The sequence below is a fragment of the Hydrogenophaga aromaticivorans genome, assembly GCF_013387465.1.
Lineage (GTDB): Bacteria > Pseudomonadota > Gammaproteobacteria > Burkholderiales > Burkholderiaceae_C > Hydrogenophaga > Hydrogenophaga aromaticivorans.
The window spans coordinates 42721-65884 of the sequence record NZ_VYGV01000007.1 but is presented as its reverse complement, the minus strand read 5'-3'; the positions used below and the strand labels follow the sequence as shown (position 1 = coordinate 65884).

The window sequence follows — 23164 nt, the reverse complement described above, 5'->3', positions numbered from 1 at the left end:
GGGTCAGACCTCAAGCCATTCCTTGCGTGTGTACGGATCGGCGCGCAAGCTCTCCGGCGTGCCATGGAACACGATGCTGCCGTGGCCCATGACCAGCGCGCGGTCCGAGATCGCCATGGCGATGGTGAGCTTCTGTTCGATCAGCAGCACCGACACACCGCGGGACTTGAGCTTCTGCAGGTATTCGCCCACCAGCTCCACGATCTTGGGCGCCAGGCCCTCTGTGGGTTCGTCGATGATGATCAGGTCGGGGTCGCCCATGAGCGTGCGGCACAGCGTGAGCATCTGCTGCTCGCCACCCGACAGCACACCCGCCTCGGTGTGTTCCCGCTCCTTCAGCCGCGGGAACATCGCGTACATGTCGTTGAAGCTCCAGCGCACATCCTTGCCCTTGCTTTTTTGTCCGAGCAGCAGGTTCTGGTGCACGGTGAGCTTGGGGAAGATGTCGCGGTTTTCCGGCACGTAGCCCAGGCCCAGGTGCGCAATTTCGAAGGGTTTCTTGCCCTGGATGGACTGCCCCTTCCAGTCGATGCTGCCTTCGCAGTCGACCAGGCCCATGATGGCCTTGGCGGTCGTGGAACGGCCCGAACCGTTGCGCCCCAGCAGCGCCACGATCTCGCCCTGCCCGACGTCGAACGAGACGCCGTGCAGCACATGGCTCTTGCCGTAGTAAGCGTGGAGGTTTTCGATTTTCAGCATGCTGCGGTCCTCCTCAGTGTCCGACCGATGCGGCTTGTTCATCGGCCAGCACCGATCCCAGATAAGCCTCCTGCACCTTGGGATTCGCGCGCACCGCCTCGGGTGTGTCGAAGGCGATCACCTCGCCGTAGACCACCACCGCGATCTTGTCGGCCAGGCCGAAGACCACACCCATGTCGTGCTCCACCGTCAGCAGGGTCTTGCCCACCGTGACTTCGCGGATCAGGTCGATGAAGCGGCTGGTTTCGCTCTTGCTCATGCCGGCCGTGGGTTCGTCGAGCAGGATCACGTTGGCGCCGCCGGCGATGGTGATGCCGATCTCCAGCGCGCGCTGCTCGGCGTAGGTCAGGTTCATCGCCAGGGTGTCGTGTTTCTTGTCGAGCCGGATCATGCGCATCAGCTCTTCGGCGCGCTCATTGGCGTCGTCCATGCCGGCGAGGAAGCGGAACAGCGTGTAGCGGTAGCCCAGGCTCCAGAGCACGCCACAGCGCAGGTTCTCGAACACGCTGAGCTTGGGGAAGATGTTGGTGATCTGGAAGCTGCGCGAGAGACCCAGGCGGTTGATCTCGAAGGGCCTCTTGCCGTCGATGCGCGTGCCGTTGAGCAGCACCTCGCCGCTGCTGGGTTCGAAGCGGCCCGAGATCAGGTTGAACAGCGTGGACTTGCCGGCACCGTTGGGGCCGATGATGGCCACGCGCTCGCCGGGGCGCACCGCGAGGTCCACGCCGCGGATGATCTCGGTCTTGCCGAAGCGCTTGCGCAGATCGCGCAGCTCCAGCGCGTAGCCACCCGCGTGCACGTGGCTCATGGCCTGTTCAAAACGCGCGGGGTCGGTTGTGGATGTGGCGCTGCTCATTGGGTCTCCCGGCGCTTGATTTCTTTTTCGATGTCGGTCTGGATCGCGGCCCACTGGGCGCTGAACTGGCGCCGCGTGAGCTCGAAGATGCCCAGGCCGGTCAGCGTCACGAAGGCGGCGCCGAACCAGCTGCCGGCGGTCTTGGAATGCAGCTCCATGCCGAGGTATTTCACCGAGTCGCCCATCGCCGCGTCGAGCTGCAGGTGGTAGATCATTTCGACCATCGCACCGCCCCCGAGCAGGACCACCAGCGCGGTCACGCCCAGCGCCAGGTAGGCCACCCAGACTTCGCGCAGCTTGCCGAACGACGCCACGCGCAGGTTCATCATGATCAGGCTGGCGATGCCGCCCGGCGCGTACATCACCATGAACAGGAACACCAGCCCGAGGTAGAGCAGCCAGGCCTTGGTCAGCTCCGACAGCAGCACAAAGGCCAGCACCATCAGGATGCCGCCGATGATGGGGCCGAAGAAGAAGGTCGCGCCACCCAGGAAGGTGAACAGCAGGTAGCCGCCCGAACGCGCCGCGCCCACCACCTCGGCCGTCACGATCTCGAAGTTCAGCGCGCCCAGACCACCCGCCACGCCGGCGAAGAAGCCCGCGATCATGAAGGCCAGATACCGCACCTTCTGCGTGTTGTAGCCGATGAACTCGACGCGCTCCGGGTTGTCGCGCACGGCGTTCAGGATGCGGCCCAGCGGGGTGCGCGTGAACGCAAACATGAGGCCCACGCAGACGAAGGTGTAGACCGCGATGAGGTAATACACCTGGATCGGCGGGCCGAAGCTGATGCCCATGAGCGGGTCGCCCACCACGCGGTTGCCCGACACGCCCGCTTCGCCGCCGAAGAACTCCGAGAACATCAGCGACATCGCGAACACCAGCTCGGCCATGCCCAGGGTGATCATGGCAAACGGCGTGCCGGCCTTCTTGGTGGTCACGTAGCCGAACAGCACCGCAAAGAACAGCCCCGCCACGCCGCCCACCAGCGGCACCAGGCTCACCGGGATGGGGATCTGGCCATCGGTTGCGGCGTTGAGCGCGTGCATCGCCATGTACGAGCCCAGGCCGGTGTAGACCGCGTGCCCGAAGCTCAGCATGCCGCCCTGCCCCAGCAGGATGTTGTAGGACAGGCAGGCGATGATGGCGATGCCCATCTGCGAGAGCATGGTCACCGAGAGGTTGCTGCCGAACACCAGCGGCGCGAACACCAGCACCAGCGCAAACAGCGACCAGACGATCCAGCGGCCGACGTTAAGGGGTTTGAATTCGTAATACTGTTTTGACATGGTCGGTCAACCTTCGCGGGTCCCCAGCAAGCCCTTGGGGCGGAAGATCAGGATCAGCACCAGGAACAGGTAGGGCAGGATCGGCGCCACCTGCGACAGGGTGAGCTTGAGCACCGAGTTCTCCCTCATGGCGTCCGAGGCCTGCACACCCAACTGCTCCACCAGGTGGATGAACGAATAGTCCAGCCCCACGGCGAAGGTCTGGATCACGCCGATCAGCAGCGAGGCCAGGAAGGCGCCGGAGAGCGAGCCCATGCCGCCCACCACCACCACGACAAAGATCACCGAACCCACCGTGGCGGCCATGTTGGGCTCGGTCACGAAGGTGCTGCCGCCGATCACGCCGGCCAGACCGGCCAGGCCGGTGCCGGCGCCGAACACCAGCATCAGCACGCGCGGCACGTTGTGGCCCAGGCTCTCCACCATTTCGGGGTGGGTCAGCGCGGCCTGGATGATCAGGCCGATGCGCGTGCGGGTCAGCAGCAGCCAGAGCGCCACCAGCATCAGGATCGCCACCAGCATCATGAAAGCGCGCGTGGCCGGGAACGGCGAGCAGATCACACCCGCGCCGGCGCAGACCTCGCTGCCGACAGCGCCCCAGAACATCTCCAGCGTGTCGTTGGCGTGGTGCACCAGGGTGAAGGCCGGGCCGCGCAGCACTTCGGGGGGTACGAACTCCACCGCCGTGCGGCCCCAGATCAGCTGCACCAGCTCCAGGATGATGTAGGACAGGCCAAAGGTCACCAGCAGCTCGGGCACATGGCCGAACTTGTGCACCTTGCGCAGGGTCAGCCGTTCAAACAGCGCACCCAGCGCCCCCACCACCAGCGGCGCCACAAACAGCCCCGGCCAGAAGCCCACCAGCTGGGCGATCGAATAGCCGATGTAGGCGCCCAGCATGTAGAAGCTGGCGTGCGCAAAATTCAGCACCCCCATCATGCTGAAGATGAGGGTGAGTCCCGAGCTCAACAGAAACAGCAGCAAGCCGTAGCTGACGCCGTTGAGCATGGAGATGATGATGAACTCCATGGATCCTGCCTTTCGAGGGCGAAACGTGGGGGAGGGGTGAACAGGTGGGAGCGGAGGACGAGTATGACCCGTCAGAAGTGCCCACCGCAGCAGCGGTAGGGCAACTCAGCAACCCCGCAAATGAAGCAGTCCAGCCACCTGTCCGGAGCGAAATGCCCGGAACCCAGAACGCGGCGGAACCGGCTCCGCCGGGCCGCACCGCGTTGTCCCCTTGAGGGGGTCGCGCGCAGCGCGGCGGGGGTGGGTCATTTACCCAGGTCGCTTCATCTGGCAGCTCGTCGGCGTGCTCGACACGAAGGCCGGGAATTCCTTCACCGGGGCCAGCGTCATGCCGGTGTTTTCCGGGCTGTAGGGGTACTTCTGGTCGGCCTTCTGCCAGACCGTGAGGAACAGCGCCTGCTGCAGCTGGTGGTCGAGCTTGCGCATCTCCACCTCGCCGTTGAAGTTCTTGACCTTGATGCCCTCCATGGCGGCGGCCACCTTCACCGGGTCGGTCGACTTGGCCTTGGCCATGGCCGCACCCAGCACGTTGAACGCCGTCGGGATGGCGCCGGTGTACATGTCGTCCTTGTACTTGGCCTTGAAGTCGTCGCCCCACTTGCCCATGTCGCCGCCCATGTTGTAGTGCTGGTAGGCCACCTGGAACACACGGCCTTCGCCACCCGTGCCGAGCGCGGTCGGGGTGCCGGTCACGCCGGTGTAGTAGGTGTAGAACTTGCCGGTGTAGCCGCCTTCGTTGGCGGCCTTGATCAGCAGCGCCAGGTCGGAGCCCCAGTTGCCGGTGATCACGGTGTCGGCGCCCGAGGCCTTGATCTTGGCGATGTAGGGCGCGAAGTCGCGCACCTGGGCCAGCGGGTGCAGGTCTTCGCCCACCACCTTCACATCCGGGCGCTTGCGGGCCAGGTTTTCCTTGGCGAACTTGGCCACCTGCTGGCCGTGCGAATAGTTCTGGTTGAGCAGGTAGACGCTCTTGACGTCCTTCTGGTCCTTCATGAAGGTGGTCATGGCCTCCATCTTCATGGAGGTGTCGGCGTCAAAGCGGAAGTGCCAGTAGCTGCACTTGCTGTTGGTGAAATCGGGGTCCACGGCGGCGTAGTTCAGGAAGATCACTTCCTTGCCCGGGTTGCGCTCGTTGTGCTTGTTGACCGCGTCGATCAGCGCGCCGGCCACTGAAGAACCGTTGCCCTGGGTGATGTAGCGCACGCCCTGGTCCAGCGCGGCCTTGAAGGCGTTCAGGCTTTCGGCCGGGCTGAGCTTGTTGTCAAACGCCACCATCTCGAACTTCACACCGGCCGGGTTGCTGGCGCTGAACTTTTCGGCGAAATATTGCCAGCTGCGCAGCTGGTTCATGCCCACCGGGCCCATCAGGCCGGTCTGCGGGTCGATCAACGCGATCTTGACCGTCTCGCCCTTCTGGGCATGGGCGCTGAGCAGGGTCAGCGACAGGGCGGCGATGGCAACGGATTTCAAGGCAAACGACATGACTGGGTCTCCTGAAGGTGGAAAACCTTAGCGTAGCCTGACAGTCCAGCAAACCCCTCAGGGATTGCCCCTAGCAGCTATCGCGCAGGCGACTGTGCGCTCGCACAAACCTAGCATCCGACAGACGGCACAAGCCCGCTGCCGCGGTTCGCACGGGCAGGTGTGACCACCGATCCGGGGTCAAGGCCGCTGCATGCGGCAGCTCGTGGGCCCGCTGATTTCCGAAGCGCTCATGTAGCGCACCGGCGCAAAGGTGTAGCCCGTTTCCTCGGCATCGCGCGGATACCGCTCATCCACCTTTTGCCAGCGTGAGACATAGAGGCCCTGCTGCAGCTGGTGGTCGTCGGCGCGCATCTGCACCGGTCCGCTGAACCCCGGAAACACCATGCCGCTCAGGCGCACCGCCACCTGGGCCGCGTCGGTCGTCTTGGCCTGGCTCATCGCCTGCAGCAGCATCGCCGTGCCGTCGAACGCGGCGTACACCACCAGGTCTTCACCGTAGCGGCGGCGGAACGCGGTGGCCAGCGGGGCGATATCGCCCGCCTGGTTGGTGTGGTTGTTGGCCACCTGGTACACCGGCAGGCGGCCGTCGCCCGAGGCCAGCAGCTCGGGCACACCCTTGAGCATCGGGTAGTAGGCGTAGAGCGGCAACGTGACGCCCTGCTTCTGCATCGCCTTCACCAGCCCCCGCAGGTCGGCGCCCCAGTTGCCCGTGACCACGGCCTGCGCGCCGGACTCGGCGATCCGCCGCACATAGGGCCCAAAATCCTGGCCCACGAACGCCGTGTGCAGCTCATCGCCCACGATCTGGATATCGGGGCGCTCCTGCGTCAGCGCCTCGCGGAAGTAACGCGAGAACTGCTGCCCATGGGCGTAGTTCTGGTTCAGCAGGTACACGCTTTTCAGCGCGGACTGCGAGGCCATGAAGAGCGCCAGCGCGCGCGTCTTCATGGTCGTGTCGGCGTCGACTCGGAAGTGCCAGAAGCTGCACAGGTCGTTGGTCAGCGCCGGGTCCATGGCCGCGTAGTTGATGTAGAGCACCGCCTGCTCAGGGTGGCGCGTGTTGTGCCGCGTCACCGCATCGGAGATCGCCGCCGCCACCCCGGAGCCGTTGCCCTGCACGACGTAGCGAAAGCCCTGGTCGATGGCGGCCTTGAGCGCGTCCAGGCTTTCCTTGGGCGAACCCTTGTTGTCAAAGCCCGCCACCACGAACCGCACGCCCGCCGGGTTGCCCGGGCCGGCCAGCTGCTCGGCCATGAACTGCCAACTGCGCAGGCTGTTGCGGCCGATGTCGGCCGCCGGGCCGGAGAGCGGATCGATGAAGGCGATGCGCACCACCTTCTGCGGCGCATCGGCGGCCCAGGCCGGTCCGCCCAGGCCCGCCCAGGCGAACGCGCCCAGCACCGCCAGCCGCCGCAGCCAGCGCCGCACGCCCGACGAACGCGCTCCACCCGACATCAGAGGCCCGGCAACACGTAGTCCTTGAGCTGCTGGCGCAGCGTCATCTTCTGCATTTTGCCGGTGGCGCCCAGCGGGATCGCGTCCACAAACACCACATCGTCCGGGATCTGCCACTTGGCGATCTTGCCTTCGTAGAACGCCAGCAACTGCTCGCGCGTCACCTCGGCGCCGGGCTTCTTCATCACCACCACGATAGGGCGCTCGTCCCACTTGGGGTGCTTCATGCCAACGCAGGCCGCCATGGCCACGGCCGGGTGCGCCATGGCGATGTTTTCCACGTCAATGGAGCTGATCCACTCGCCGCCGGACTTGATCACGTCCTTGCTGCGGTCGGTGATCTGCATGAAGCCGTCGGCGTCGATGGTGGCCACGTCACCAGTGGGGAACCAGCCCTTGCCCGCCGCGTCGTATTGCAGCGGGTCACCGCCCTCGCCCTTGAAGTAGCTGGCGATGATCCACGGCCCGCGCACCAGCAGGTCGCCGTAGGCCTTGCCATCCCAGGGCAGTTCGTCACCGGCCTCGTTGACGATCTTCATGTCCACACCAAACACGCTGCGGCCCTGCTTCAGGCGCACCTTGAGCTGGTCTTCGGGCGACAGCGCGAGCTGCGCGTTCTTCAGCGTGCAGACCGTGCCCAGCGGCGACATTTCGGTCATGCCCCAGGCGTGCAGCACCTCCACGCCGTAGGTGTCGTTGAAGGCGTTGATCATGGCCGGCGGGCAGGCCGAGCCGCCGATCACCGTGCGCTTCATGGTGGAGAAACGCAGGTCGTTCTGCTGCATGTGGCCCAGCAGCATCTGCCACACCGTGGGCACGCCCGCGGCCATGCTCACCTTTTCGGATTCGATCAGTTCGTAGACCGACTTGCCGTCCATCGCCGGCCCGGGGAACACCAGCTTGCAGCCCACCGCCGCGGCCGAATACGGCAGGCCCCAGGCGTTGACGTGGAACATCGGCACCACCGGCAGGATGCTGTCGCGCGCCGAGCAGCCCAGCGCGTCGGGCAGCGCCGCGCCGTACGCGTGCAGCAGGGTGGAGCGGTGCGAATACAGCGCGGCCTTGGGGTTGCCCGTGGTGCCGCTCGTGTAGCACATGCTCGATGCGCTGTTTTCGTCCAGGTCGGGCCAGAGGTATTTTTCCGGCTGACTGCCCATCCAGGCCTCGTAGCTCACCAGCCCGGGCAGGCCGCTGTCGGCCGGCAGCTTGTCGGCGTCGCACAGCGCGATCCAGTGTTTCACCCCCGGGCACTTGCCCACCACCGCCTTCACCAGCGGCAGGAAGGTCATGTCGAAGCAGATCGCGCGGTCGTCGGCGTGGTTGACGATCCAGGCCAGCTGTTCGGGGTGCAGGCGCGGGTTCAGCGTGTGCAGCACGCGGCCGGTGCCGCTGACGCCGAAATACAGCTCCAGGTGGCGGTAGCCGTTCCAGGCCAGCGTGGCCACGCGGTCACCGAAGGCGAGGTGCAGGCTGTCCAGCGCGTTGGCCACCTGGCGCGCACGCCGGGAGACCTGCCCCCAGCTGCTGCGGTGGATGTCGCCTTCGACGCGACGGGAAACGATTTCGGTGCTGCCGTGGTGGCGCTCGGCGTGCGTGATGAGCGAAGAAATCAGCAACGGTTGGCTTTGCATTTGTCCCAGCATGGGGTTCTCCTTGAGTGTCTTGCTGAAAAAACGAACGGTCGTGCGTTTAATTCACCCAGCATCATGCCTCAACAACGCACGCTGGCCGTAGCGGGTTGCCCCGTATAGCCCACCCGGGTGTGGGTGCAAGTCGTCCCGGTGACAATGCGCCGCATGACCCTGCCCCATGCCCTGCCGCCCGCGCCCGCCACCGAAACACCGACCGGCTGGACGCACCGCTTCGCCGGCCTCGGCCGCGAGTTCTACACCGAGCTGCGCCCCACGCCCCTGCCCGCCCCCTACTGGGTCGGCCGCAACCCGGCGCTGGCGCGCGAACTCGGGCTGCGCGACGACTGGATGGCCAGCGACGAAGCCCTGCAGGCCTTCACCGGCAACCAGCTGCTGCCCGGCATGCGCCCGCTTGCCAGTGTCTACAGCGGCCACCAGTTTGGCCAGTGGGCCGGCCAGCTGGGCGACGGGCGGGCGATCCTGCTCGGCGAACTCGCCGGCACCGATGGCCCGCAAGAAATCCAGCTCAAGGGCGCCGGGCTCACGCCCTATTCGCGCATGGGCGACGGCCGCGCCGTGCTGCGCAGCTCCATCCGCGAATTCCTCTGCAGCGAAGCCATGCACGCGCTGGGCATCCCCACCAGCCGGGCGCTGTGTGTCACCGGGTCCGACCAGCCGGTGCGTCGCGAAGAAATCGAAACCGCGGCCGTCGTCACGCGCGTGGCGCCCAGCTTCATCCGCTTCGGCCACTTCGAACACTTTTCGCACAGCGGGCAACACGCGCAACTGCGCACGCTGGCCGATTTCGTCATCGACCAGTTCTACCCGGACTGCCGCGCCCTGCCCGGCAACGTCTACGCCAACCTGCTCGAAGCCGTGAGCGCGCGCACCGCCGAGATGGTCGCGCAGTGGCAAGCCGTGGGCTTCTGCCACGGCGTGATGAACACCGACAACATGAGCATCCTGGGCCTGACCATCGACTACGGCCCGTTCCAGTTCCTCGACGCCTACAACCCGCGCCACATCTGCAACCACAGCGACAGCGCCGGGCGCTACCGCTACATGCGCCAGCCCGGCATCGCGCACTGGAACCTGTATTGCCTGGGCCAGGCCCTGCTGCCACTGATGGAAGACCCGCAACAGGCGCTGGACGCGCTCGAACCCTACAAGGCCCTGTTCCCCGCGGCGTTGCAGCGGCGCATGGGCGCCAAGCTCGGCCTCGGCACCGTGATGGCCGGCGACGAAGCGCTCACCGAGCAGCTGATGGCGCTCATGGCGCAGGACGCGGTGGACTTCACGCTCTTCTGGCGCCGCCTCTCGAACGCCGTGGCCGGCTTTGCGGAACCGGGCGCGGGCGCCGCGGCAGCCAGCGCGGCCATCGAGCCGGTGCGCGACCTGTTCCTGCAGCGCGAAGCCTTTGACGCCTGGGCCCTGCAGTGGCGCGGGCGGCTGCAGAGCCAGCCCGGTTTTGACGCCCGCCTCACCCAGGTGCTGATGCTCTCGACCAACCCGCACGTGGTGCTGCGCAACCACCTCGGCGAGATCGCCATCCAGCGCGCCCGCGAGGGCGACTTCTCGGCCCTGCAGCGCCTGCAGACCGCGCTGGAAACCCCGTTCACCGAGCTGCCCGGCCACGACGACCTGGCCGACTTTCCGCCCGACTGGGCGGCCCACATCGAAATCAGCTGTTCATCGTGAAGGACCCCTCCATGACGTTCCCCATCCAGAAAACCGATGCCGAGTGGCGCGCCCTGCTGGCTGAAAAAGGCGCCGAACCCGCCGCCTTCGAAGTGACCCGCCACGCCCACACCGAGCGCCCGTTCACCGGCAAATACGAAGAAGTCTGGGCCGACGGCAGCTACCACTGCATCTGCTGCGGCAACCACCTGTTTGACGCCGGCACCAAGTTCGACGCCGGCTGCGGCTGGCCCAGTTTCTGGAAGGCCATCCCCGGCGCCATCACCGAGATCACCGACCGCAGCCACGGCATGGCGCGCGTTGAAACCGTGTGCAGCCAGTGCGGCGCGCACCTGGGCCACGTGTTCGAAGATGGCCCGGCGCCCTCGGGCCTGCGCTACTGCATGAACTCCGCTTCGCTGGAACACCAGCCAGAGTAAAGGAAACACCCCCCGCGTCGCCTTCGGCGCCTCCCCCCCCTCTGGCGCCTTCGGCTTGGAGGGGGGGCGATACCTTGGGCCGGCAAAGCCGGACCCTCGGTCTCCCTGGGTTGAGGTTGTTTCATGCGCTGCGGGTCACGCGCCGGCGTGGTGTCCAATAGCCACATGAGCACCGCTTCGACCCCACCCTCAGCACCCGCCGCCGTGCACCTGGAAGACCGCCTCACCGAACTGGAGATCAAGGCCAGCTACGCCGACGACCTGCTCGACACGCTCAACGCCGTGGTCGCGCGCCAGCAGGAGCAGATCGACCTGTTGCTGCGCGAGCTCGGCCACCTGCGCCGCCAAGGCGCTGACGAGGGCTCAGCGCCCGCGCGCAACCTACGCGACGAGCTGCCGCCCCACTACTGAACCGAACCATGGACATCCTGGCGCACGGGTTGTGGGCGGGTGCCGGCCTGGTGGCGTTGTCGAACGCCGGGCCGGTGAACAAACCCACCCTGGCCTGGGCGGTAACGCTGGCGGTGGTGCCCGACGTGGTGCACACGCTGCCCGTGGCGGCCTGGGCCGTGATCAACGGCACGCCAGGCGAATGGCTCCAATACGCCACCGCGGCCCCGGGCGGCGAACCCGATTTCCCGGCCTGGGTGGCCTTCTGGTCGCACCAGGTGCACTGCGTGTTTCACAGCGCGCTGGTGGCCGCCGCGGTGACGGCCCTGCTCTGGGTCTGGCTGCGCCGGCTCTGGCTGCCCCTGCTGGGCTGGTGGTCACACATCGTGATCGACGTGTTCACCCACTCGGCCGACTTCTTCCCCTCGCCCGTTTTCTACCCCATCACCTACTGGGGCTTCGACGGCATCGCGTGGAACGAGCCCTGGTTCATGGCGCTGAACTACGCCGCCCTGCTGGGCGTCGGCGTCTGGCTGTGGCGCAGGCGCCGCGCCTGAACCCGCTCAGGCCACCGCGGCCACGGCCACCGGGCTCGCGGCGCTGACCACCGGCTCGATCGGCGCGTAATCGCCCAGACCTTCGGGCCAGGGCGTGAGGATCTCGAAACCGGTTTCCGTCACCGCCACCATGTGTTCCCACTGCGCCGAAAGCGAGCGATCGCGCGTGACCACCGTCCAGCCGTCCGACAGCTCCTTGGTCTCGCGCTTACCCGCGTTGATCATGGGCTCCACCGTGAACACCATGCCCGGCGCCAGCTTCAGGCCCGTGTTGCGCTGGCCGTAGTGCAAGACCTGCGGCTCGTCGTGGTAGATCTGCCCGATGCCGTGGCCGCAGTACTCGCGCACCACGCTGAACCCCGCCGCGTGCGCCACCGTCTGGATCGCGTGGCCCACATCGCCCAGCGTCGCGCCCGGGCGCACCTGCTGGATGCCCGCGCGCATCGCCTCGTAGGTCGTGCGCACCAGGCGCTTGGCCAGAATGCCCGGCTCACCCACGCAATACATGCGGCTCGTGTCGCCGAACCAGCCGTCCTTGATCAGCGCCACGTCGATGTTGACGATGTCGCCGTCCTTCAGCTTCTTGTCGGACGGGATGCCGTGGCAGATCACGTGGTTCACCGAAGCGCAGATCGTTTTCGGGTAGCCGTGGTAACCGATGTTGGCCGGCACCGCCTTCAGCTCGTTCACGATGTGGTCGTGGCACAGCCGGTCCAGCTCGTCCGTGGTCACGCCGGGTTTCACGTGTTCGCCGATCATGCGCAACACGTCGGCGGCCAGTTGCCCGGCGCGCCGGGCCATGTCGATCTCGGCCGGCGTCCTGATGCTCACGCCCTTCTTGCCGCCCGTCATGCCGCCTTCTCCAGGCCGGCGGGCGGCACGCTCCTGAGACCGGGCGTCACGGGCGCCTGCCGCTCCGTTTCGATCAGCAGCTGGCAGATCTCGCCGTGGCACAGCGTCGGGTTCAGCTCCGACAACATGCCCACGCGCAGCCAGTGTTCGGCCTGCGCGTTCATGGAGCGGCTCAGCGCCCCACTGGTCAGACGCAGGTTTTCATGCATCTGCTCTGAAATCTTGATGATGCCCATGGTGAGCCTCCTTGTATACGGTTTGTAGCTGGTTCGTATATTACCAAGGGTGAAGGTGGTCGGTGCATGGGCCAGGTGAACAGCCCCTGGGTGTGCGGGTTTTTTGCCTGGGGAGCGGCGCCAGGCGCGTCTGTCTCGGCCCACCGGCAGTGGATTAGGCTACGCTGATGCGAATGAACATCCTGCCCGATGGCTGCCCCCATGCCTGACATCGACCGCCTGCGTTTCCTGTGGCAACGCCTGCGCCAGCATCTGTGGTGGCAGCCGGCTATCTGGAGCTTGGCGGCTGTGCTGGCTGCGTTGGGGTCGGCACTGGCCGATGCCTGGGTCCCGGTCGAATGGCTGCCACCGCTGCAGGAAGGCCTGGTGTCCGACCTGCTGCGCATCATGGCCACCAGCATGCTGGCGGTCAGTACATTTTCCTTGTCTGTGCTGGCCAGCGCATATGCCTCGGCGGCCAATGCGGGCACACCGCGCGCCACCCGGCTGGTGGTGGCCGACCCGCAGTCACAGAGAGCGGTGGCGGTTTTCATGGCGTCGTTCATCTTCGCCATCGTCGGCGTGGTGGCGATGGGCACAGGCCGCTATGGGCCGGCTGGGCGCATGGCACTGTTCGTCTGCGCCGTGGTCGTGCTGGCCTGGGTGGTGGTGGCCTTCATGCGCTACATCGACGTGCTGTCGCGCATCGGACGCGTGTCACACACCATCGCAACGGTGGAGCGCGCCACCCTGGCGGCCTTGCAGCAGGCGGTGCGGCGGCCACTGGCCGGTGCGGTGATGGCGGCATCGGCGGGCGCGGGCGCACGGCCGGTGATGGCGCAATGGACCGGCCATGTGCAGTTCGTCGATGTCGAAGCCCTGCAGCATCTGGCGCAGCGGCTTGACGCGCAGGTACATATTGCTGCGCCCGTCGGTGACCTGGTGCATCCGAGTGCGCCTCTGGCCTGGCTGCGGGCACCGGATGCCGCAGACGACGAAGCCACTCTGGCAGAACTGCGCCGGGCCTTTGTGATCGGTCCCGAGCGGAGCATCGAGCAGGACGCGGCCTATGGCCTGATCGTGCTGGCCGAGATTGCCGAGCGTGCGCTGTCGCCCTCGGTCAACGATCCGGGCACGGCGATCGCCGTGATCGGCAGCCAGGCGCGGCTGATGATCGCAGGGCTGGCGGAGGTGCCGGATTCGGGCGCGCCACGCTATGACCGTGTCAGCACCCCGGCCAGTCGACCTGAGGCGCTGGTGGCCCTGGCCTTCGAGCCCATCGCGCGCTGCGCCACCCGACAGACCGAGGTGATGGTGCAGTTGCTGCACCACCTGGACGCGCTGTGCAGGAACGCCCCATCGGGCTTCGGCGCAGCGGGGCGAGACTTGGTACAGCGGGTGCTTGCGCGCGCCGAACGAGGGGGCGCCGACCAAGAGGACCTTGCCCGCTGGCAGGAGGAGGCGCGCCGTCTGGGCCTGCTGGACGGGGGCGGGCAATGACGCCCCTTCCAGCCCTGGGTCTCGCCAACCAGCCGAATCAGACTGCGTCGCAATCTGGAATCAGGCGGTCGTATTCCTTCTTTACCACCCGATAGCACTCGCAAGTGCGTTCCTCCAGCCTGGGCCGGTCCAGCACCCAGATGTGGCCGCGCGCGTAGCTGATCAGCCCATCGGCCTGCAATTTGTGCGCCGCTTCGGTGATGCTCACGCGGCGCACGCCCAGCTTGCTGGCGATCAGCTCCTGCGTCATCACCACTTCGTTGCCGGGCAAACGATCCAGGCTGAGCAACAGCCATCGGCTGAGCTGCATTTCCAGCGAATGGTGGCGATTGCACACCGCGGTCTGGCTCATCTGCGTGATCAGGGCTTGGGCGAAGCGCAGGCTCCGGTGCCTGACCGGGATGGAACGCTCGAACTCACGCTTGAACGCATCGGCACGCAGCCGGCAACCCATGCCGGCGCTTTGCACCACGGCACGGCTCGGCGTGGAGCCGCCGCCCATGTAGATGCAGACGCCCAGCAGGCCCTCAAAACCGACCACCGCGATCTCTGCCGATGAGCCGTCATCCAACGAATAGAGCAACGAGATGATCGCGCTGGTGGGAAAGTACACGAAGGTCTGCTGCGCACCGGACTCGTAGAGCACCTTGCCCAGTGGCAGGTCGACCAGCTCAAGCTGGGGCTCCCAACGTTGCCATTCGGCATCGGGCAAACATGCCAACAGCTTGTTGTCGCGTGGGTTGAATGGTTCCATCCTGCGCTCCCTCCCCATGTTTTTCGACCGAAATCGCGAGTACACGGGAGGACAAGCGCCCCTTGGTTGAGCAAACTCAAATCGGCTGGGACGATGGACACGGTTTACATATCATTACGCGATCGAGGTCGTCGAACTGTGTCGACAGACAGCCAAATCGCAGGCCGTGCCAGCCAGCTTCTCAATCGACCCAAACAGTGGTGTTAGGACGGCATGCCAAGCCACCCCGTCATTTCCCTGATTCCGCCTGCTCCAGCTGTTTGGCCCGCTCGGCGGCCAGATCATTGACGTACCCCTCCACCTGCCGTTCAAACCCGGGCACATCCTGCGGCCTCACGGGCACAGCGGGAACAGCCATATCCGAAATGGCCTCCGGCTTCTGAACCTGGGCGGGCGCGCCGCCGTCCAGTTGGCGGGCCACGAGAAGACCCACCACCAGAAGCGCCAACAACAAAGCCACCATTCTCATGAGACCCCCCTCCTTCAACGTCATCGAGTTTTCGAACCGGGGGAGGCGGCGCGGTGCGCTGTAGCGCACTGCACAGACAGCCAGGTCATCTCAGCGATGCCAAGTGCGCCGCCAGCGACTCGATCTCGGCGTTGCTGAGGTTGGCCAAGAGCGGATCCGGCTTCGCGGCGGTTCCGTGCGACCGGGTGCCGCCCCGCATCAGCTGCAATGACCAAACGGTGTAACGCGCCTTTTGCCCAGCGAGCCGTGCCGCGCCGGCGTTCGTCCCCTGCAACGCCGGACCGTGGCAGTCAGCGCATCGCAAGCGATCGGCCAACGCGCGGCCGGCATCGCTACCGGCCGATTCCGGGGCGCGCGGGGGCAGCAATGCTGCGTAGTACTCGGCGAGGTCGTTGACATCCTGCTCGCTCAACTCCTCTGCAAGGCTCACCATCACCGGGGCGGTGCGCTTGCGTTCGCGGAAGGCACGCCACTGCGCAATGAAGGCGGCTTTTGGCTGCCCTTCGAGCAGCGGTAGCGTGGCGTGGATCGTTTCCGTTGACGAGTGGCAGGAGACGCAGCGCGCGGCGGCGAGCCGTTCGCCAGCTGCCGGGTCGCCGGCCGCCGTGCCGTGCGCGACCAGCAGGCATCCTGAAAGCGCAGCGGCAGTAACTGCGCGTCGAGCACGACCAGAGATCATGGCGAGTTCTCCCGTCCCTCTCGATGGAAGGGCTTGGCGCCACTGCTGCACGAGCCTCGCTTCGAACTTTGACATTCGGTTTGCTGTCATGGCGTTCTCCTGTATGCGACGGCACGCTGACTTGGCGGGGCATTCTTGCCATACGACGCTATGCCACCGAGCACTTTCGAACGGTTTCAAACGTTCTTGTTGTTATCTCTTTGCCAAATGTCCTTTCGAGCAAAACCATGAAAGCAGGGCCTTGCTCGTTTGGCACATAGGCCGAGAAAACTTCAGTGCGCTCCAGCTTGAGGATCGAGGCTTGCGACTTCTCGATGGGCAGCTTGATCTGCTCTTCATGTGGCTTGCGCAGGAAGGTGATGACTGGTTTTGCGTTTGCAGGTAAGTCGAACTCAGCGAATGGCGCGCGTTCAACAAGCAACTGAAGGAAGGAAGAGGGTCTGACAATGGTCTGGAATTTCTTTCCAAGGTGTTTTTCCATTGCCGCTTCTGCCGTCTTTTCCAGGATGGGAACGATTGCTGGGCTCGCCGAAAACGCCACGTTTCCACTGGACAACAGCGTCTTGACATCACGAAATCCCGCGGCTTCGAAGCAGCGTTTCAGCTCTGGCATCTTGCAATTCATCGGGCTGACACCCCGAAGGAAAGCTACATAGCGCTGCATGGGAGCTCCAAGATTCCAAAGAATTTGCAGACCCCCGTCATTTCCCCGATTCCGCCTGCTCCAACTGTTTCGCCTGCTCGGCGGCCAGATCATTGACGTATCCCTCCACTTGCTGCTCAAACTTGGGCACATCCTGAGGTCTTGAGGGAACAACGGGAACAGCCACATCCGAAATGGCCTCCGGCTTCTGAACCTGGGCGGGCGCGCCGCCGCCCAATTGACGGGCAACGAGAAGGCCCGCCACCAGAAGCGCCAACAACAAAGCCACCATTCTCATGAGAACCCACCTCTTTCAACGTCATCGAGTTTTCGAACCGGGCAGAACGCTACTCGATCATCGTGCCTGATCGCCACTTCGCCAAGGCCGCGTGTGTCGCCCTGTAGCCCGCTTCGATGGCCTGCTCTTGCGAGGCCCGGTCGGACATGCCCGGAACCGCCACAACGGGGGCGACCAACACGTCCGCCTCGGCCATTTCCGGCGCGGCGATCAGGCAGCTCTGGGATTGCATGACTTTGCCGAGCACGGCCGGCACGTTCACGGCGGTGGCCCGGGGGCTCTGGCAGTAGATGTCGACCGCGACAACGACGTCCGCGCCCATGGCCCGGGCGAACCGGACCGGCACCAGGCTGGTGATGCCACCGTCGATCAGGTGCCCGCCGGGGTAGGCCACCGGCACCTGCATCCCCGGCACGGCGGAAGACGCCTGTATGACCCGCCCGGCCGAGCCGTTGTCCAGCAGCATGGGCTGCGCGCTCTGCAGGTCGGTGGCGACGGCGGCGAAGCGGATGGGGAAGTCCTCGATCCGGGTGTCGCCGATGAGGGCGTTGGCCCAGTTCGCGAGCTTGTCGCCCCGGATGAACCCGCCGCTTTGCCAGGTGAAGTCGAGCAAGGACGACACCTTCACGCCGAGCGCGGCCTGCTGGATCTGCTCGACGCTCATGCCGCTGGCGTAGGCCGCGCCCACCACGGAGCCTGCCGACGTGCCGACCACGATGTCGGGGCGCATACCGGCTTCTTCGAGTGCCCGCAAGGCACCCACGTGCGCAAACCCGCGCAGCCCGCCGCCGCCCAAGGCGAGCGCGACCGTGGGGCGCTGCCCGCGGGCTGGCGCGGTGCGTTGCACGTCGGACAGCGTTTGCGGGTGCAGGTCGGCGGGCGCGGGCTGCCTGGGGGAGGCGCAGCCCATCGTCAGCAGCAACGCCACGAGGGGGGCTGCCCATGGGGCATGGGTTTTCAGGTGGGTTTTCATGACGGCTCGCTCGGGCATCACAAGGCGGCGCTGTGCTCGCGGGCCGCTCCCGCGAACAACGGGTTGCGCGCCGCCAGCGCCACCGCATCGGCGCCGGCCGGGTAGCGCAGCTGGGGCGAGGCGTCGTTCGCGGCCAGCCAGACGGCTTCGGCCACGTCCCGTTCGCTCGTGGTGGCGGCGGGCTGGCCCAGCGTGGCGAAAACGGATTGGGCGTAGGGCACATAGGCCTCGGGGACCAGGCCCTGCATGCGCTCGGCGCCGTTGGCCGTGAACCGGGTGGTGGGCGCATAGCCCGGCTGGACGAGTTTCACGCACACGTTGAAGGCCTCCAGCTCAAACGCCAGCGAGGCGGTGAACCCTTCGATGGCGGTCTTGCTCGCGGTGTAGGCGGCCACCAGCGGCATGGGGGCCAGCGTGGCGCTGGAGGTCACGTTCACCACCAGGCCGGCGCGGCGGGCGCGAAACTGCGGCAGCACCGCCTGGGTCATGGCCATGGTGCCGAAGGTGTTGGTTTCAAAAATGTCGCGCACCGTCGCCATGGGCGTGGCTTCGAAGGCGCCGAAGAGGCCGAGGCCGGCGTTGTTGACCAGCACGTCGATGGGGCCTGCGGCCTCCAGCGTGCGGGCGATGCTTTCGGGCCGGGTCACGTCCAGCGGCAACACCTGCAGGCGGTGCGACACGGGCAGCAGGTCGCTGCGCGGGCTGCGCATGGTGGCCACCACCTTCCAGCCTTGGGCGTGGAAGTGGCGGGCGGTTTCGAGGCCGTAGCCGGAAGAGCAGCCGGTGATCAGAACGGTTTTCATGTCAGAACTCCTGGTGGTTCGGTTGAGGGATGGCGCAACGATACCGGCCAGAAGCCGGATCTAATACAATCAGTAGTCCACATTTAATTTGCAGGAGTCCGGCCATGATCGATCCCCTCGCCGAAGTCATTGCCCTGATGCGACCGCGCGCGGTGTTCTCCAAGGTGATCAGCGGGGCGGGCGCTTGGGCGGTGCGCTACTCGGCTTTCGGCCAGCCGAGCTTTTGCACCATGCTGGAGGGGGACTGCGTGCTGGCGGTGGACCAGCAGGCGCCCGTCACCCTGGAAGCGGGTGACTTCGTGCTGATGCCGGCCACACCCGGTTTCACGCTTTCGGGCCTGGAGCCCGCGGTGCCGGTGTTCCTGGACCCCAGGGACACACAGGGATCGGCGGCCGAGCTGCGCCATGGGCGGCAGGACGGGCCGCCCGAAGTGCGCATGCTGGGCGGCTATTTCGAGTTCGACTCACCCGATGCCGCGCTGCTGGTGTCGCTGCTGCCGGTGTTGCTGCACGTGCGTGGCATCGAGCGCCTGTCGGTGCTGGTGAAGCTGGTCCGGGAAGAGTCGCTCGACACGCGGCCAGGGCGTGAGCTGGTGCTGGGCCGGCTGGTGGAGCTGCTGCTGATCGAGGCGCTGCGCTCGACCACGGGGGACAGCGCCCCACCCGGTCTGCTGCGCGGGCTGGCCGACGCGCGGGTGGCCGTGGGGCTGCGCCTGATGCATGGCGCACCCGCGCACACCTGGACGGTGGATGCGCTGGCCCGGGAGGCCGCGCTGTCGCGCTCAACGTTCTTCGAACGGTTCTCGCGCGCCGTCGGTCTGCCGCCCATGGAGTACCTGCTGGCGTGGCGCATGGCGCTGGCCAAGGACCTGCTGAGCCGCAGCGGCGTGGCCATCGCCGAGGTGGCCGAGCGGGTGGGCTACAGCTCGGCCAGCACCTTCAGCACAGCCTTCAGCCGCCACGTCGGGCAGCCACCCGGCCGCTATGCGCGCCAACACTAGGCCAGGCGACGGCGCCCCTCATTCGCGCCCCTCTACAATTCGCGCCCCCAAGCCATTTCCCCGAACCCCGACTTCATGAACATCACTGTCAACCCGGACCTCAAAGCCTATATCGACCCCTTGACCCCGGAGGAACACGAGGCGCTGGAGCGCAGCATCCTGGCCGAGGGCTGCCGCGATGCGCTGGTGCTCTGGGGCGATGTGCTGGTGGACGGGCACAACCGCTACGGCATCTGCCAGAAACACGGCCTGCCCTTCGAGACGGTGCAGAACCCGCGCTTCCAGTCCATGGAGGACGTGCACCTGTGGATGATCGACCAGCACCTGGGGCGGCGCAGCGTGTCGGACTTCCAGCGCGGCGTGCTGGCGCTGCGCAAGCGCGAAATCATCGCCGAGCGGCGCGCCCGGTTTCTGGCCGCGCCGCGCGAGGATGCCCAGCCCGAGCCGGCCGAGCAGGATGCGCCTTCAGCCCAGCCGGCGGCCACAGCGGCCGTGCCCGAGCCCCGGCCGTTGAACAGCCGCGAAGACATCGCCAAAGCGGCGCGGCTCAGCAGCAGCCAGGTGGTGATGATCGAAAAGATCCAGAAGCAGGCCGAGCCCGAGCTGGTGGCGGCGTTGAAGTCCGGGGCGATCTCGCTCAACGCAGCCGCCGCGGTGGCCAGCCTGCCGGCCGAAGAGCAGAAGGCCGCCGCGCTGGCCGGCAAGGACGAGCTCAAGCTGGCGGCCAAGCGGGTGCGCGACGCGAAGCGCAAACCGTCGGAAGCGGCGCCCGAGCAACCGGCCGATCAGCCGGCCGACGTCGCGGGCGATGAACTGCAGCGCTTGCGTGCCCAGGTCAGCGAGTTGCAGGCGGAAAACGCGGCGCTGCGTCAGCAGCTGGAGGCGCTGAGCGCCCTGCCCGTGGCCTGAACGGAGCCGCCGTCCAGCGCGGCGATCAGGGCCATGGCCTGCGGCCATTCGCCAAATCCCGAAGCGGGGTTGAGATGCCCGACCGCGCCGAGGTCCACCGTGCGGCTGCCCCAGTCGCGCGCCAGGGCTTGCACCCGGTCCAGCGCGGCCAGCGGGTCGTCCTGGCTGGAGGCCACGAGCGAGGGAAACGGCAGGCGCTGGCGCGGCACAGGGAACCAGCCGGCGGCGCGCAGGGCGTCGATGGCGGGATACCCGGCCGGCAGCGGGGTGTCGAAATCCGGCGGCACGGCCAGCAGGGCGCCACGCACACGCCCGGCCTGGCCGGTCTGCGCGGCCCAGTGCGCCACGGCCAGGCAGCCACCGCTGTGCGCCACGATGACCACCGGGCCAACGATGGCGCTCAGCGCCTGCTCGATGGCTTCAACGCGGGCCGCGCAGTCCAGCGCTTCGCGGCCCATGGGCGGCACGCTGTGCGCACCCGGCAGTTGCGCGGCCAGCAGGGTCTGCCAGTGTTCGGCGACGTGGTCGCGCAGGCCGGGCACGATGAGGACGGTGCTGGGGGTGCCCATGTGCGTGCGCTCCCGCTTCAGGCGACCTTGAGTTGCGGCGCGGCGCGCTGCAACACCGGGCGGTTGGGCGCGAAGCCGTTGGCGGCCAGGGTTTCGTCGGCGTCTTTGTAGAAGGTGCCGATCTTGTAGATGGCGCGCGCTTCCTGGCCGTTGGCCACGGGGCGGCCGAATTCCCCGGCGATGCGCACCAGCTGTTCGATCTGTTCCACGGTGCCCATCTTGCGCGAGCGGTCCTGCGTCCAGATGTTGTCTTCGATGCCGCAGCGCACATGCAGCCCCATGGCGATGGCCATCATGTTGAGCGGCAGCACGTTGAGCATGGACGACTCCAGCGTGAGCACCGAGCCGTCGGGGCAGCCGCGCACGAAGTTGGCGAGGTTGTAGACGTTGGGCTGGTCGAAGCCGCCGCCGATGGCGACCCAGGTAAGGATCAGCGGCACGTTGCACACGCCGCGGCGCATCATGCGCTCCACCGTTTCCAGCTGCGTGATGTTGGCGAGCTGGAAGTGCGTCTGGATGCCTTTTTCAGACAGGCGGCGGATGTGTTCCTCGACCCATTCCGGGCCGGCGGGAATCGTCATCTCGCGGTAGGCGTGGAACATGGCCGGTTCGGCGAGCGAGGTGCCGGCGATGTCGGCCTCGACCATCTGTTCGACCACGTTCATCTGGTTGGAGTTGATGGCAATGGTCACCTGGTCGGGCGTGGGCGTGAGCTCGGCCAGCATGTGGCGCGTGTCGTCGCTCAGCCACTTGGCGGTCTCGCCATCGCCCTCGGGAGCGAAGCTGATCGAGCCGCCCACCTGGATGATCATGTCGGGCACGCGGGCGCGCACGCCGGCGATGAGCTCGTTGAACTTGGACAGGCGCTTGCTGCCTTTGCCATCGAGTTCACGCACGTGCAGGTGCAGCACGGTGGCACCGGCGTTGTAGCAGTCCACCGCTTTCTGGATCTGCTGCTCCATGGTCACGGCGATGTCTTCGGGGAAATCCGAGGGCATCCACTCGGGGCCGTAGGGAGCGCAGGTGATGACGAGCTTGGGCTGGTTTTCGGGGAAGTTGGCGCCGTCGAGGAAGTGCATGGTGGGTCTCCGGGAGTTCGGTTTGAAACGGGGTGTGAGGGCTGGGGTGTCGGGGCTCAGAAGGGTTTGTCGCCGATGATTCCGGCGCGCTCCATCTTTCGGTGGCAGGGCGGGTAGTCCATGACGGCGTAGTGCTGCGTGGCGCGGTTGTCCCAGATCGCCATGCTGTTGGGCTGCCAGCGCCAGCGCACCTGGTATTCGGGGATCAGCGCCTGGTTGATCAGGTACTGCAGCAGCGCGCTGGCGCCCTGCGTGTAGTCCTGGCCCACGCGCACGTTCTCGGGCGTGTGGAAGTTGGTGAAGTGCGTGGTGAAGGCGTTGACGAACAGCACCTTCTCGCCGGTCTCGGGGTGGGTGCGCACGACGGGGTGTTCGGGGTCGGGGAACTGGGCCTTGAGCGCGAGGCGCTTCTCGATCGGCATGGCGGCGCCGAAGCTGGCTTCGATGCTGTGGCGCGCGCGCAGGTGGGCAATCTGCGCCTTCACGGCTTCGGGCAGGCGCTCGTAGGCCAGCGCCATGTTGGCCCACATGGTGTCGCCGCCCACGGGCGGGCATTCGATGCAGCGCAGCACGCAGCCCATGGGCGGGGCTTCGCGCCAGGTGGCGTCGGTGTGCCAGGAGTTTTCGTAGCGGTCGTTGGGTGCGTCGGGCGTCTTGTAGATGCGCACCAGGCCGGGGTGTTCCGGGTCGCTGCCGGCCACGGGGTGGTCTTCGAGCTCGCCGAAGCGACGCGCAAAGGCCACGTGCTCGGCGCGGCTGATGGTCTGGTCGCGCAGGAACAGCACCTTGTGTTTCAGCAGCGCGGCCTTGATGTCGGCGAACAGGCCGTCGTCGCGCGCGGCGTCGGCCAGGTTCACGCCGGTCAGCTCGGCGCCGATGGCGCAGGTGAGTTGTTCGACTTTCATGGACTTG

The 23164-nt window shown here is 66.6% G+C and carries 26 protein-coding genes; 7 read left to right on the top strand and 19 right to left on the bottom strand.

Going from position 1 to position 23164, the window contains the following annotated elements; genetic code table 11:
* Positions 1 to 3 precede the first annotated feature (3 nt).
* The 7 genes from F3K02_RS10215 to F3K02_RS10185 form a co-directional block, all read right to left on the bottom strand.
* Positions 4 to 699 (bottom strand): ABC transporter ATP-binding protein, encoded by a 696-nt coding sequence (locus F3K02_RS10215; RefSeq protein WP_177135513.1) that lies wholly within the window; start codon positions 697 to 699, stop codon positions 4 to 6.
* A 13-nt stretch (positions 700 to 712) separates the two neighbouring features.
* Positions 713 to 1507 (bottom strand): ABC transporter ATP-binding protein, encoded by a 795-nt coding sequence (locus F3K02_RS10210; protein WP_177135864.1) that lies wholly within the window; start codon positions 1505 to 1507, stop codon positions 713 to 715.
* Between the two features lie 44 nt (positions 1508 to 1551).
* Positions 1552 to 2844, bottom strand: coding sequence for a branched-chain amino acid ABC transporter permease (locus F3K02_RS10205; RefSeq protein WP_177135512.1), 1293 nt, complete (start codon positions 2842 to 2844; stop codon positions 1552 to 1554).
* Positions 2845 to 2850: 6 nt separating this feature from the next.
* Complete coding sequence (locus tag F3K02_RS10200) at positions 2851 to 3873, bottom strand: branched-chain amino acid ABC transporter permease (protein WP_177135511.1); 1023 nt, start codon at positions 3871 to 3873, stop codon at positions 2851 to 2853.
* Between the two features lie 249 nt (positions 3874 to 4122).
* Positions 4123 to 5355 (bottom strand): branched-chain amino acid ABC transporter substrate-binding protein, encoded by a 1233-nt coding sequence (locus tag F3K02_RS10195; protein WP_177135510.1) that lies wholly within the window; start codon positions 5353 to 5355, stop codon positions 4123 to 4125.
* A 180-nt stretch (positions 5356 to 5535) separates the two neighbouring features.
* Positions 5536 to 6813, bottom strand: a complete 1278-nt coding sequence (locus F3K02_RS10190) for an ABC transporter substrate-binding protein (protein WP_177135509.1) — start codon at positions 6811 to 6813, stop codon at positions 5536 to 5538.
* On the bottom strand, positions 6813 to 8456 hold the full coding sequence (locus F3K02_RS10185; RefSeq protein WP_177135508.1) for a 3-(methylthio)propionyl-CoA ligase: 1644 nt from the start codon (positions 8454 to 8456) through the stop codon (positions 6813 to 6815). Before F3K02_RS10185 ends, F3K02_RS10190 begins: the two co-directional genes overlap by 1 nt.
* 153 nt (positions 8457 to 8609) lie before the next feature.
* On the opposite strand from F3K02_RS10185, the gene F3K02_RS10180 reads away from it, so the two are divergent.
* The 4 genes from F3K02_RS10180 to F3K02_RS10165 all read left to right on the top strand — a co-directional run bounded on the left by F3K02_RS10180 (position 8610) and on the right by F3K02_RS10165 (position 11508).
* The gene (locus F3K02_RS10180) at positions 8610 to 10142 is read left to right on the top strand and encodes a protein adenylyltransferase SelO (RefSeq protein WP_177135507.1); all 1533 of its coding nucleotides are present in this window, start codon (positions 8610 to 8612) and stop codon (positions 10140 to 10142) included.
* Positions 10143 to 10153: 11 nt separating this feature from the next.
* Positions 10154 to 10561 (top strand): peptide-methionine (R)-S-oxide reductase MsrB, encoded by a 408-nt coding sequence (gene msrB / locus F3K02_RS10175; RefSeq protein WP_177135506.1) that lies wholly within the window; start codon positions 10154 to 10156, stop codon positions 10559 to 10561.
* Between the two features lie 165 nt (positions 10562 to 10726).
* A complete protein-coding gene (locus F3K02_RS10170) occupies positions 10727 to 10972 on the top strand; it encodes a SlyX family protein (protein ID WP_177135505.1) in 246 nt (81 codons plus the stop codon).
* 8 nt (positions 10973 to 10980) lie between these two features.
* Positions 10981 to 11508 carry a hypothetical protein gene (locus tag F3K02_RS10165; protein ID WP_218179423.1) on the top strand — a complete coding sequence of 176 codons (528 nt, stop codon included), beginning with the start codon at positions 10981 to 10983 and terminating at the stop codon, positions 11506 to 11508.
* A gap of 6 nt (positions 11509 to 11514) precedes the next feature.
* Here the strand turns inward: F3K02_RS10165 and map are convergent, their stop codons facing one another.
* Positions 11515 to 12360 (bottom strand): type I methionyl aminopeptidase, encoded by an 846-nt coding sequence (gene map, locus F3K02_RS10160; protein WP_177135504.1) that lies wholly within the window; start codon positions 12358 to 12360, stop codon positions 11515 to 11517.
* Entirely contained in the window at positions 12357 to 12596 is a 240-nt protein-coding gene (locus tag F3K02_RS10155) for a ParD-like family protein (protein ID WP_177135503.1), read from the bottom strand. Before F3K02_RS10155 ends, map begins: the two co-directional genes overlap by 4 nt.
* Before the next feature lie 201 nt (positions 12597 to 12797).
* Here F3K02_RS10155 and F3K02_RS10150 point away from each other — a divergent pair, with 201 nt between their 5' ends.
* Positions 12798 to 14075: a DUF2254 domain-containing protein gene (locus tag F3K02_RS10150; RefSeq protein WP_177135502.1), complete on the top strand. Its 1278-nt coding sequence runs from the start codon at positions 12798 to 12800 to the stop codon at positions 14073 to 14075.
* A 37-nt stretch (positions 14076 to 14112) separates the two neighbouring features.
* Here F3K02_RS10150 and F3K02_RS10145 read toward each other — a convergent pair whose 3' ends face one another.
* From F3K02_RS10145 to F3K02_RS10115, 7 genes are all read right to left on the bottom strand, one after another.
* Positions 14113 to 14829 (bottom strand): Crp/Fnr family transcriptional regulator, encoded by a 717-nt coding sequence (locus F3K02_RS10145; protein ID WP_177135501.1) that lies wholly within the window; start codon positions 14827 to 14829, stop codon positions 14113 to 14115.
* A 229-nt stretch (positions 14830 to 15058) separates the two neighbouring features.
* Positions 15059 to 15298, bottom strand: a complete 240-nt coding sequence (locus F3K02_RS10140) for a hypothetical protein (protein WP_177135500.1) — start codon at positions 15296 to 15298, stop codon at positions 15059 to 15061.
* An 85-nt stretch (positions 15299 to 15383) separates the two neighbouring features.
* On the bottom strand, positions 15384 to 16052 hold the full coding sequence (locus F3K02_RS10135; protein WP_218179422.1) for a c-type cytochrome: 669 nt from the start codon (positions 16050 to 16052) through the stop codon (positions 15384 to 15386).
* Positions 16053 to 16125: 73 nt separating this feature from the next.
* Positions 16126 to 16641: a DUF1697 domain-containing protein gene (locus F3K02_RS10130; protein WP_177135498.1), complete on the bottom strand. Its 516-nt coding sequence runs from the start codon at positions 16639 to 16641 to the stop codon at positions 16126 to 16128.
* A 37-nt stretch (positions 16642 to 16678) separates the two neighbouring features.
* A complete protein-coding gene (locus F3K02_RS10125; RefSeq protein ID WP_177135497.1) occupies positions 16679 to 16918 on the bottom strand; it encodes a hypothetical protein in 240 nt (79 codons plus the stop codon).
* A 49-nt stretch (positions 16919 to 16967) separates the two neighbouring features.
* Positions 16968 to 17891 carry a patatin-like phospholipase family protein gene (locus F3K02_RS10120; protein ID WP_177135496.1) on the bottom strand — a complete coding sequence of 308 codons (924 nt, stop codon included), beginning with the start codon at positions 17889 to 17891 and terminating at the stop codon, positions 16968 to 16970.
* A gap of 17 nt (positions 17892 to 17908) precedes the next feature.
* On the bottom strand, positions 17909 to 18694 hold the full coding sequence (locus F3K02_RS10115) for an SDR family oxidoreductase (RefSeq protein WP_177135495.1): 786 nt from the start codon (positions 18692 to 18694) through the stop codon (positions 17909 to 17911).
* A gap of 104 nt (positions 18695 to 18798) precedes the next feature.
* On the opposite strand from F3K02_RS10115, the gene F3K02_RS10110 reads away from it, so the two are divergent.
* Together F3K02_RS10110 and F3K02_RS10105 are read left to right on the top strand one after the other, a co-directional pair.
* Positions 18799 to 19695: an AraC family transcriptional regulator gene (locus tag F3K02_RS10110; protein ID WP_177135494.1), complete on the top strand. Its 897-nt coding sequence runs from the start codon at positions 18799 to 18801 to the stop codon at positions 19693 to 19695.
* A 75-nt stretch (positions 19696 to 19770) separates the two neighbouring features.
* Entirely contained in the window at positions 19771 to 20604 is an 834-nt protein-coding gene (locus F3K02_RS10105) for a ParB N-terminal domain-containing protein (protein WP_177135493.1), read from the top strand.
* On the opposite strand, the gene F3K02_RS10100 is transcribed toward F3K02_RS10105, so the two are convergent.
* From F3K02_RS10100 to F3K02_RS10090, 3 genes are read right to left on the bottom strand one after another with little or no spacing between them, the layout of a single operon-like run.
* Positions 20565 to 21173, bottom strand: coding sequence for an RBBP9/YdeN family alpha/beta hydrolase (locus F3K02_RS10100; RefSeq protein ID WP_177135492.1), 609 nt, complete (start codon positions 21171 to 21173; stop codon positions 20565 to 20567). The two genes, F3K02_RS10105 and F3K02_RS10100, sit on opposite strands and share 40 nt — an antisense overlap.
* A gap of 17 nt (positions 21174 to 21190) precedes the next feature.
* Positions 21191 to 22252 (bottom strand): beta-keto acid cleavage family enzyme, encoded by a 1062-nt coding sequence (locus F3K02_RS10095; protein WP_177135491.1) that lies wholly within the window; start codon positions 22250 to 22252, stop codon positions 21191 to 21193.
* Between the two features lie 56 nt (positions 22253 to 22308).
* Entirely contained in the window at positions 22309 to 23157 is an 849-nt protein-coding gene (locus tag F3K02_RS10090) for a TauD/TfdA dioxygenase family protein (RefSeq protein ID WP_177135490.1), read from the bottom strand.
* Positions 23158 to 23164: the final 7 nt, after the last annotated feature.

Bases quoted from the DNA above. Each gene is read 5' to 3' on its own strand.
- F3K02_RS10215 (WP_177135513.1), bottom strand. From the start codon at position 699: ATGCTGAAAATCGAAAACCTCCACGCTTACTACGGCAAGAGCCATGTG.
- F3K02_RS10210 (WP_177135864.1), bottom strand. From the start codon at position 1,507: ATGAGCCACGTGCACGCGGGTGGCTACGCGCTGGAGCTGCGCGATCTG.
- F3K02_RS10205 (WP_177135512.1), bottom strand. From the start codon at position 2,844: ATGTCAAAACAGTATTACGAATTCAAACCCCTTAACGTCGGCCGCTGG.
- F3K02_RS10200 (WP_177135511.1), bottom strand. From the start codon at position 3,873: ATGGAGTTCATCATCATCTCCATGCTCAACGGCGTCAGCTACGGCTTG.
- F3K02_RS10195 (WP_177135510.1), bottom strand. From the start codon at position 5,355: ATGTCGTTTGCCTTGAAATCCGTTGCCATCGCCGCCCTGTCGCTGACC.
- F3K02_RS10190 (WP_177135509.1), bottom strand. From the start codon at position 6,813: ATGTCGGGTGGAGCGCGTTCGTCGGGCGTGCGGCGCTGGCTGCGGCGG.
- F3K02_RS10185 (WP_177135508.1), bottom strand. From the start codon at position 8,456: ATGCTGGGACAAATGCAAAGCCAACCGTTGCTGATTTCTTCGCTCATC.
- F3K02_RS10180 (WP_177135507.1), top strand. From the start codon at position 8,610: ATGACCCTGCCCCATGCCCTGCCGCCCGCGCCCGCCACCGAAACACCG.
- msrB (WP_177135506.1), top strand. From the start codon at position 10,154: ATGACGTTCCCCATCCAGAAAACCGATGCCGAGTGGCGCGCCCTGCTG.
- F3K02_RS10170 (WP_177135505.1), top strand. From the start codon at position 10,727: ATGAGCACCGCTTCGACCCCACCCTCAGCACCCGCCGCCGTGCACCTG.
- F3K02_RS10165 (WP_218179423.1), top strand. From the start codon at position 10,981: ATGGACATCCTGGCGCACGGGTTGTGGGCGGGTGCCGGCCTGGTGGCG.
- map (WP_177135504.1), bottom strand. From the start codon at position 12,360: ATGACGGGCGGCAAGAAGGGCGTGAGCATCAGGACGCCGGCCGAGATC.
- F3K02_RS10155 (WP_177135503.1), bottom strand. From the start codon at position 12,596: ATGGGCATCATCAAGATTTCAGAGCAGATGCATGAAAACCTGCGTCTG.
- F3K02_RS10150 (WP_177135502.1), top strand. From the start codon at position 12,798: ATGCCTGACATCGACCGCCTGCGTTTCCTGTGGCAACGCCTGCGCCAG.
- F3K02_RS10145 (WP_177135501.1), bottom strand. From the start codon at position 14,829: ATGGAACCATTCAACCCACGCGACAACAAGCTGTTGGCATGTTTGCCC.
- F3K02_RS10140 (WP_177135500.1), bottom strand. From the start codon at position 15,298: ATGAGAATGGTGGCTTTGTTGTTGGCGCTTCTGGTGGTGGGTCTTCTC.
- F3K02_RS10135 (WP_218179422.1), bottom strand. From the start codon at position 16,052: ATGTCAAAGTTCGAAGCGAGGCTCGTGCAGCAGTGGCGCCAAGCCCTT.
- F3K02_RS10130 (WP_177135498.1), bottom strand. From the start codon at position 16,641: ATGCAGCGCTATGTAGCTTTCCTTCGGGGTGTCAGCCCGATGAATTGC.
- F3K02_RS10125 (WP_177135497.1), bottom strand. From the start codon at position 16,918: ATGAGAATGGTGGCTTTGTTGTTGGCGCTTCTGGTGGCGGGCCTTCTC.
- F3K02_RS10120 (WP_177135496.1), bottom strand. From the start codon at position 17,891: ATGAAAACCCACCTGAAAACCCATGCCCCATGGGCAGCCCCCCTCGTG.
- F3K02_RS10115 (WP_177135495.1), bottom strand. From the start codon at position 18,694: ATGAAAACCGTTCTGATCACCGGCTGCTCTTCCGGCTACGGCCTCGAA.
- F3K02_RS10110 (WP_177135494.1), top strand. From the start codon at position 18,799: ATGATCGATCCCCTCGCCGAAGTCATTGCCCTGATGCGACCGCGCGCG.
- F3K02_RS10105 (WP_177135493.1), top strand. From the start codon at position 19,771: ATGAACATCACTGTCAACCCGGACCTCAAAGCCTATATCGACCCCTTG.
- F3K02_RS10100 (WP_177135492.1), bottom strand. From the start codon at position 21,173: ATGGGCACCCCCAGCACCGTCCTCATCGTGCCCGGCCTGCGCGACCAC.
- F3K02_RS10095 (WP_177135491.1), bottom strand. From the start codon at position 22,252: ATGCACTTCCTCGACGGCGCCAACTTCCCCGAAAACCAGCCCAAGCTC.
- F3K02_RS10090 (WP_177135490.1), bottom strand. From the start codon at position 23,157: ATGAAAGTCGAACAACTCACCTGCGCCATCGGCGCCGAGCTGACCGGC.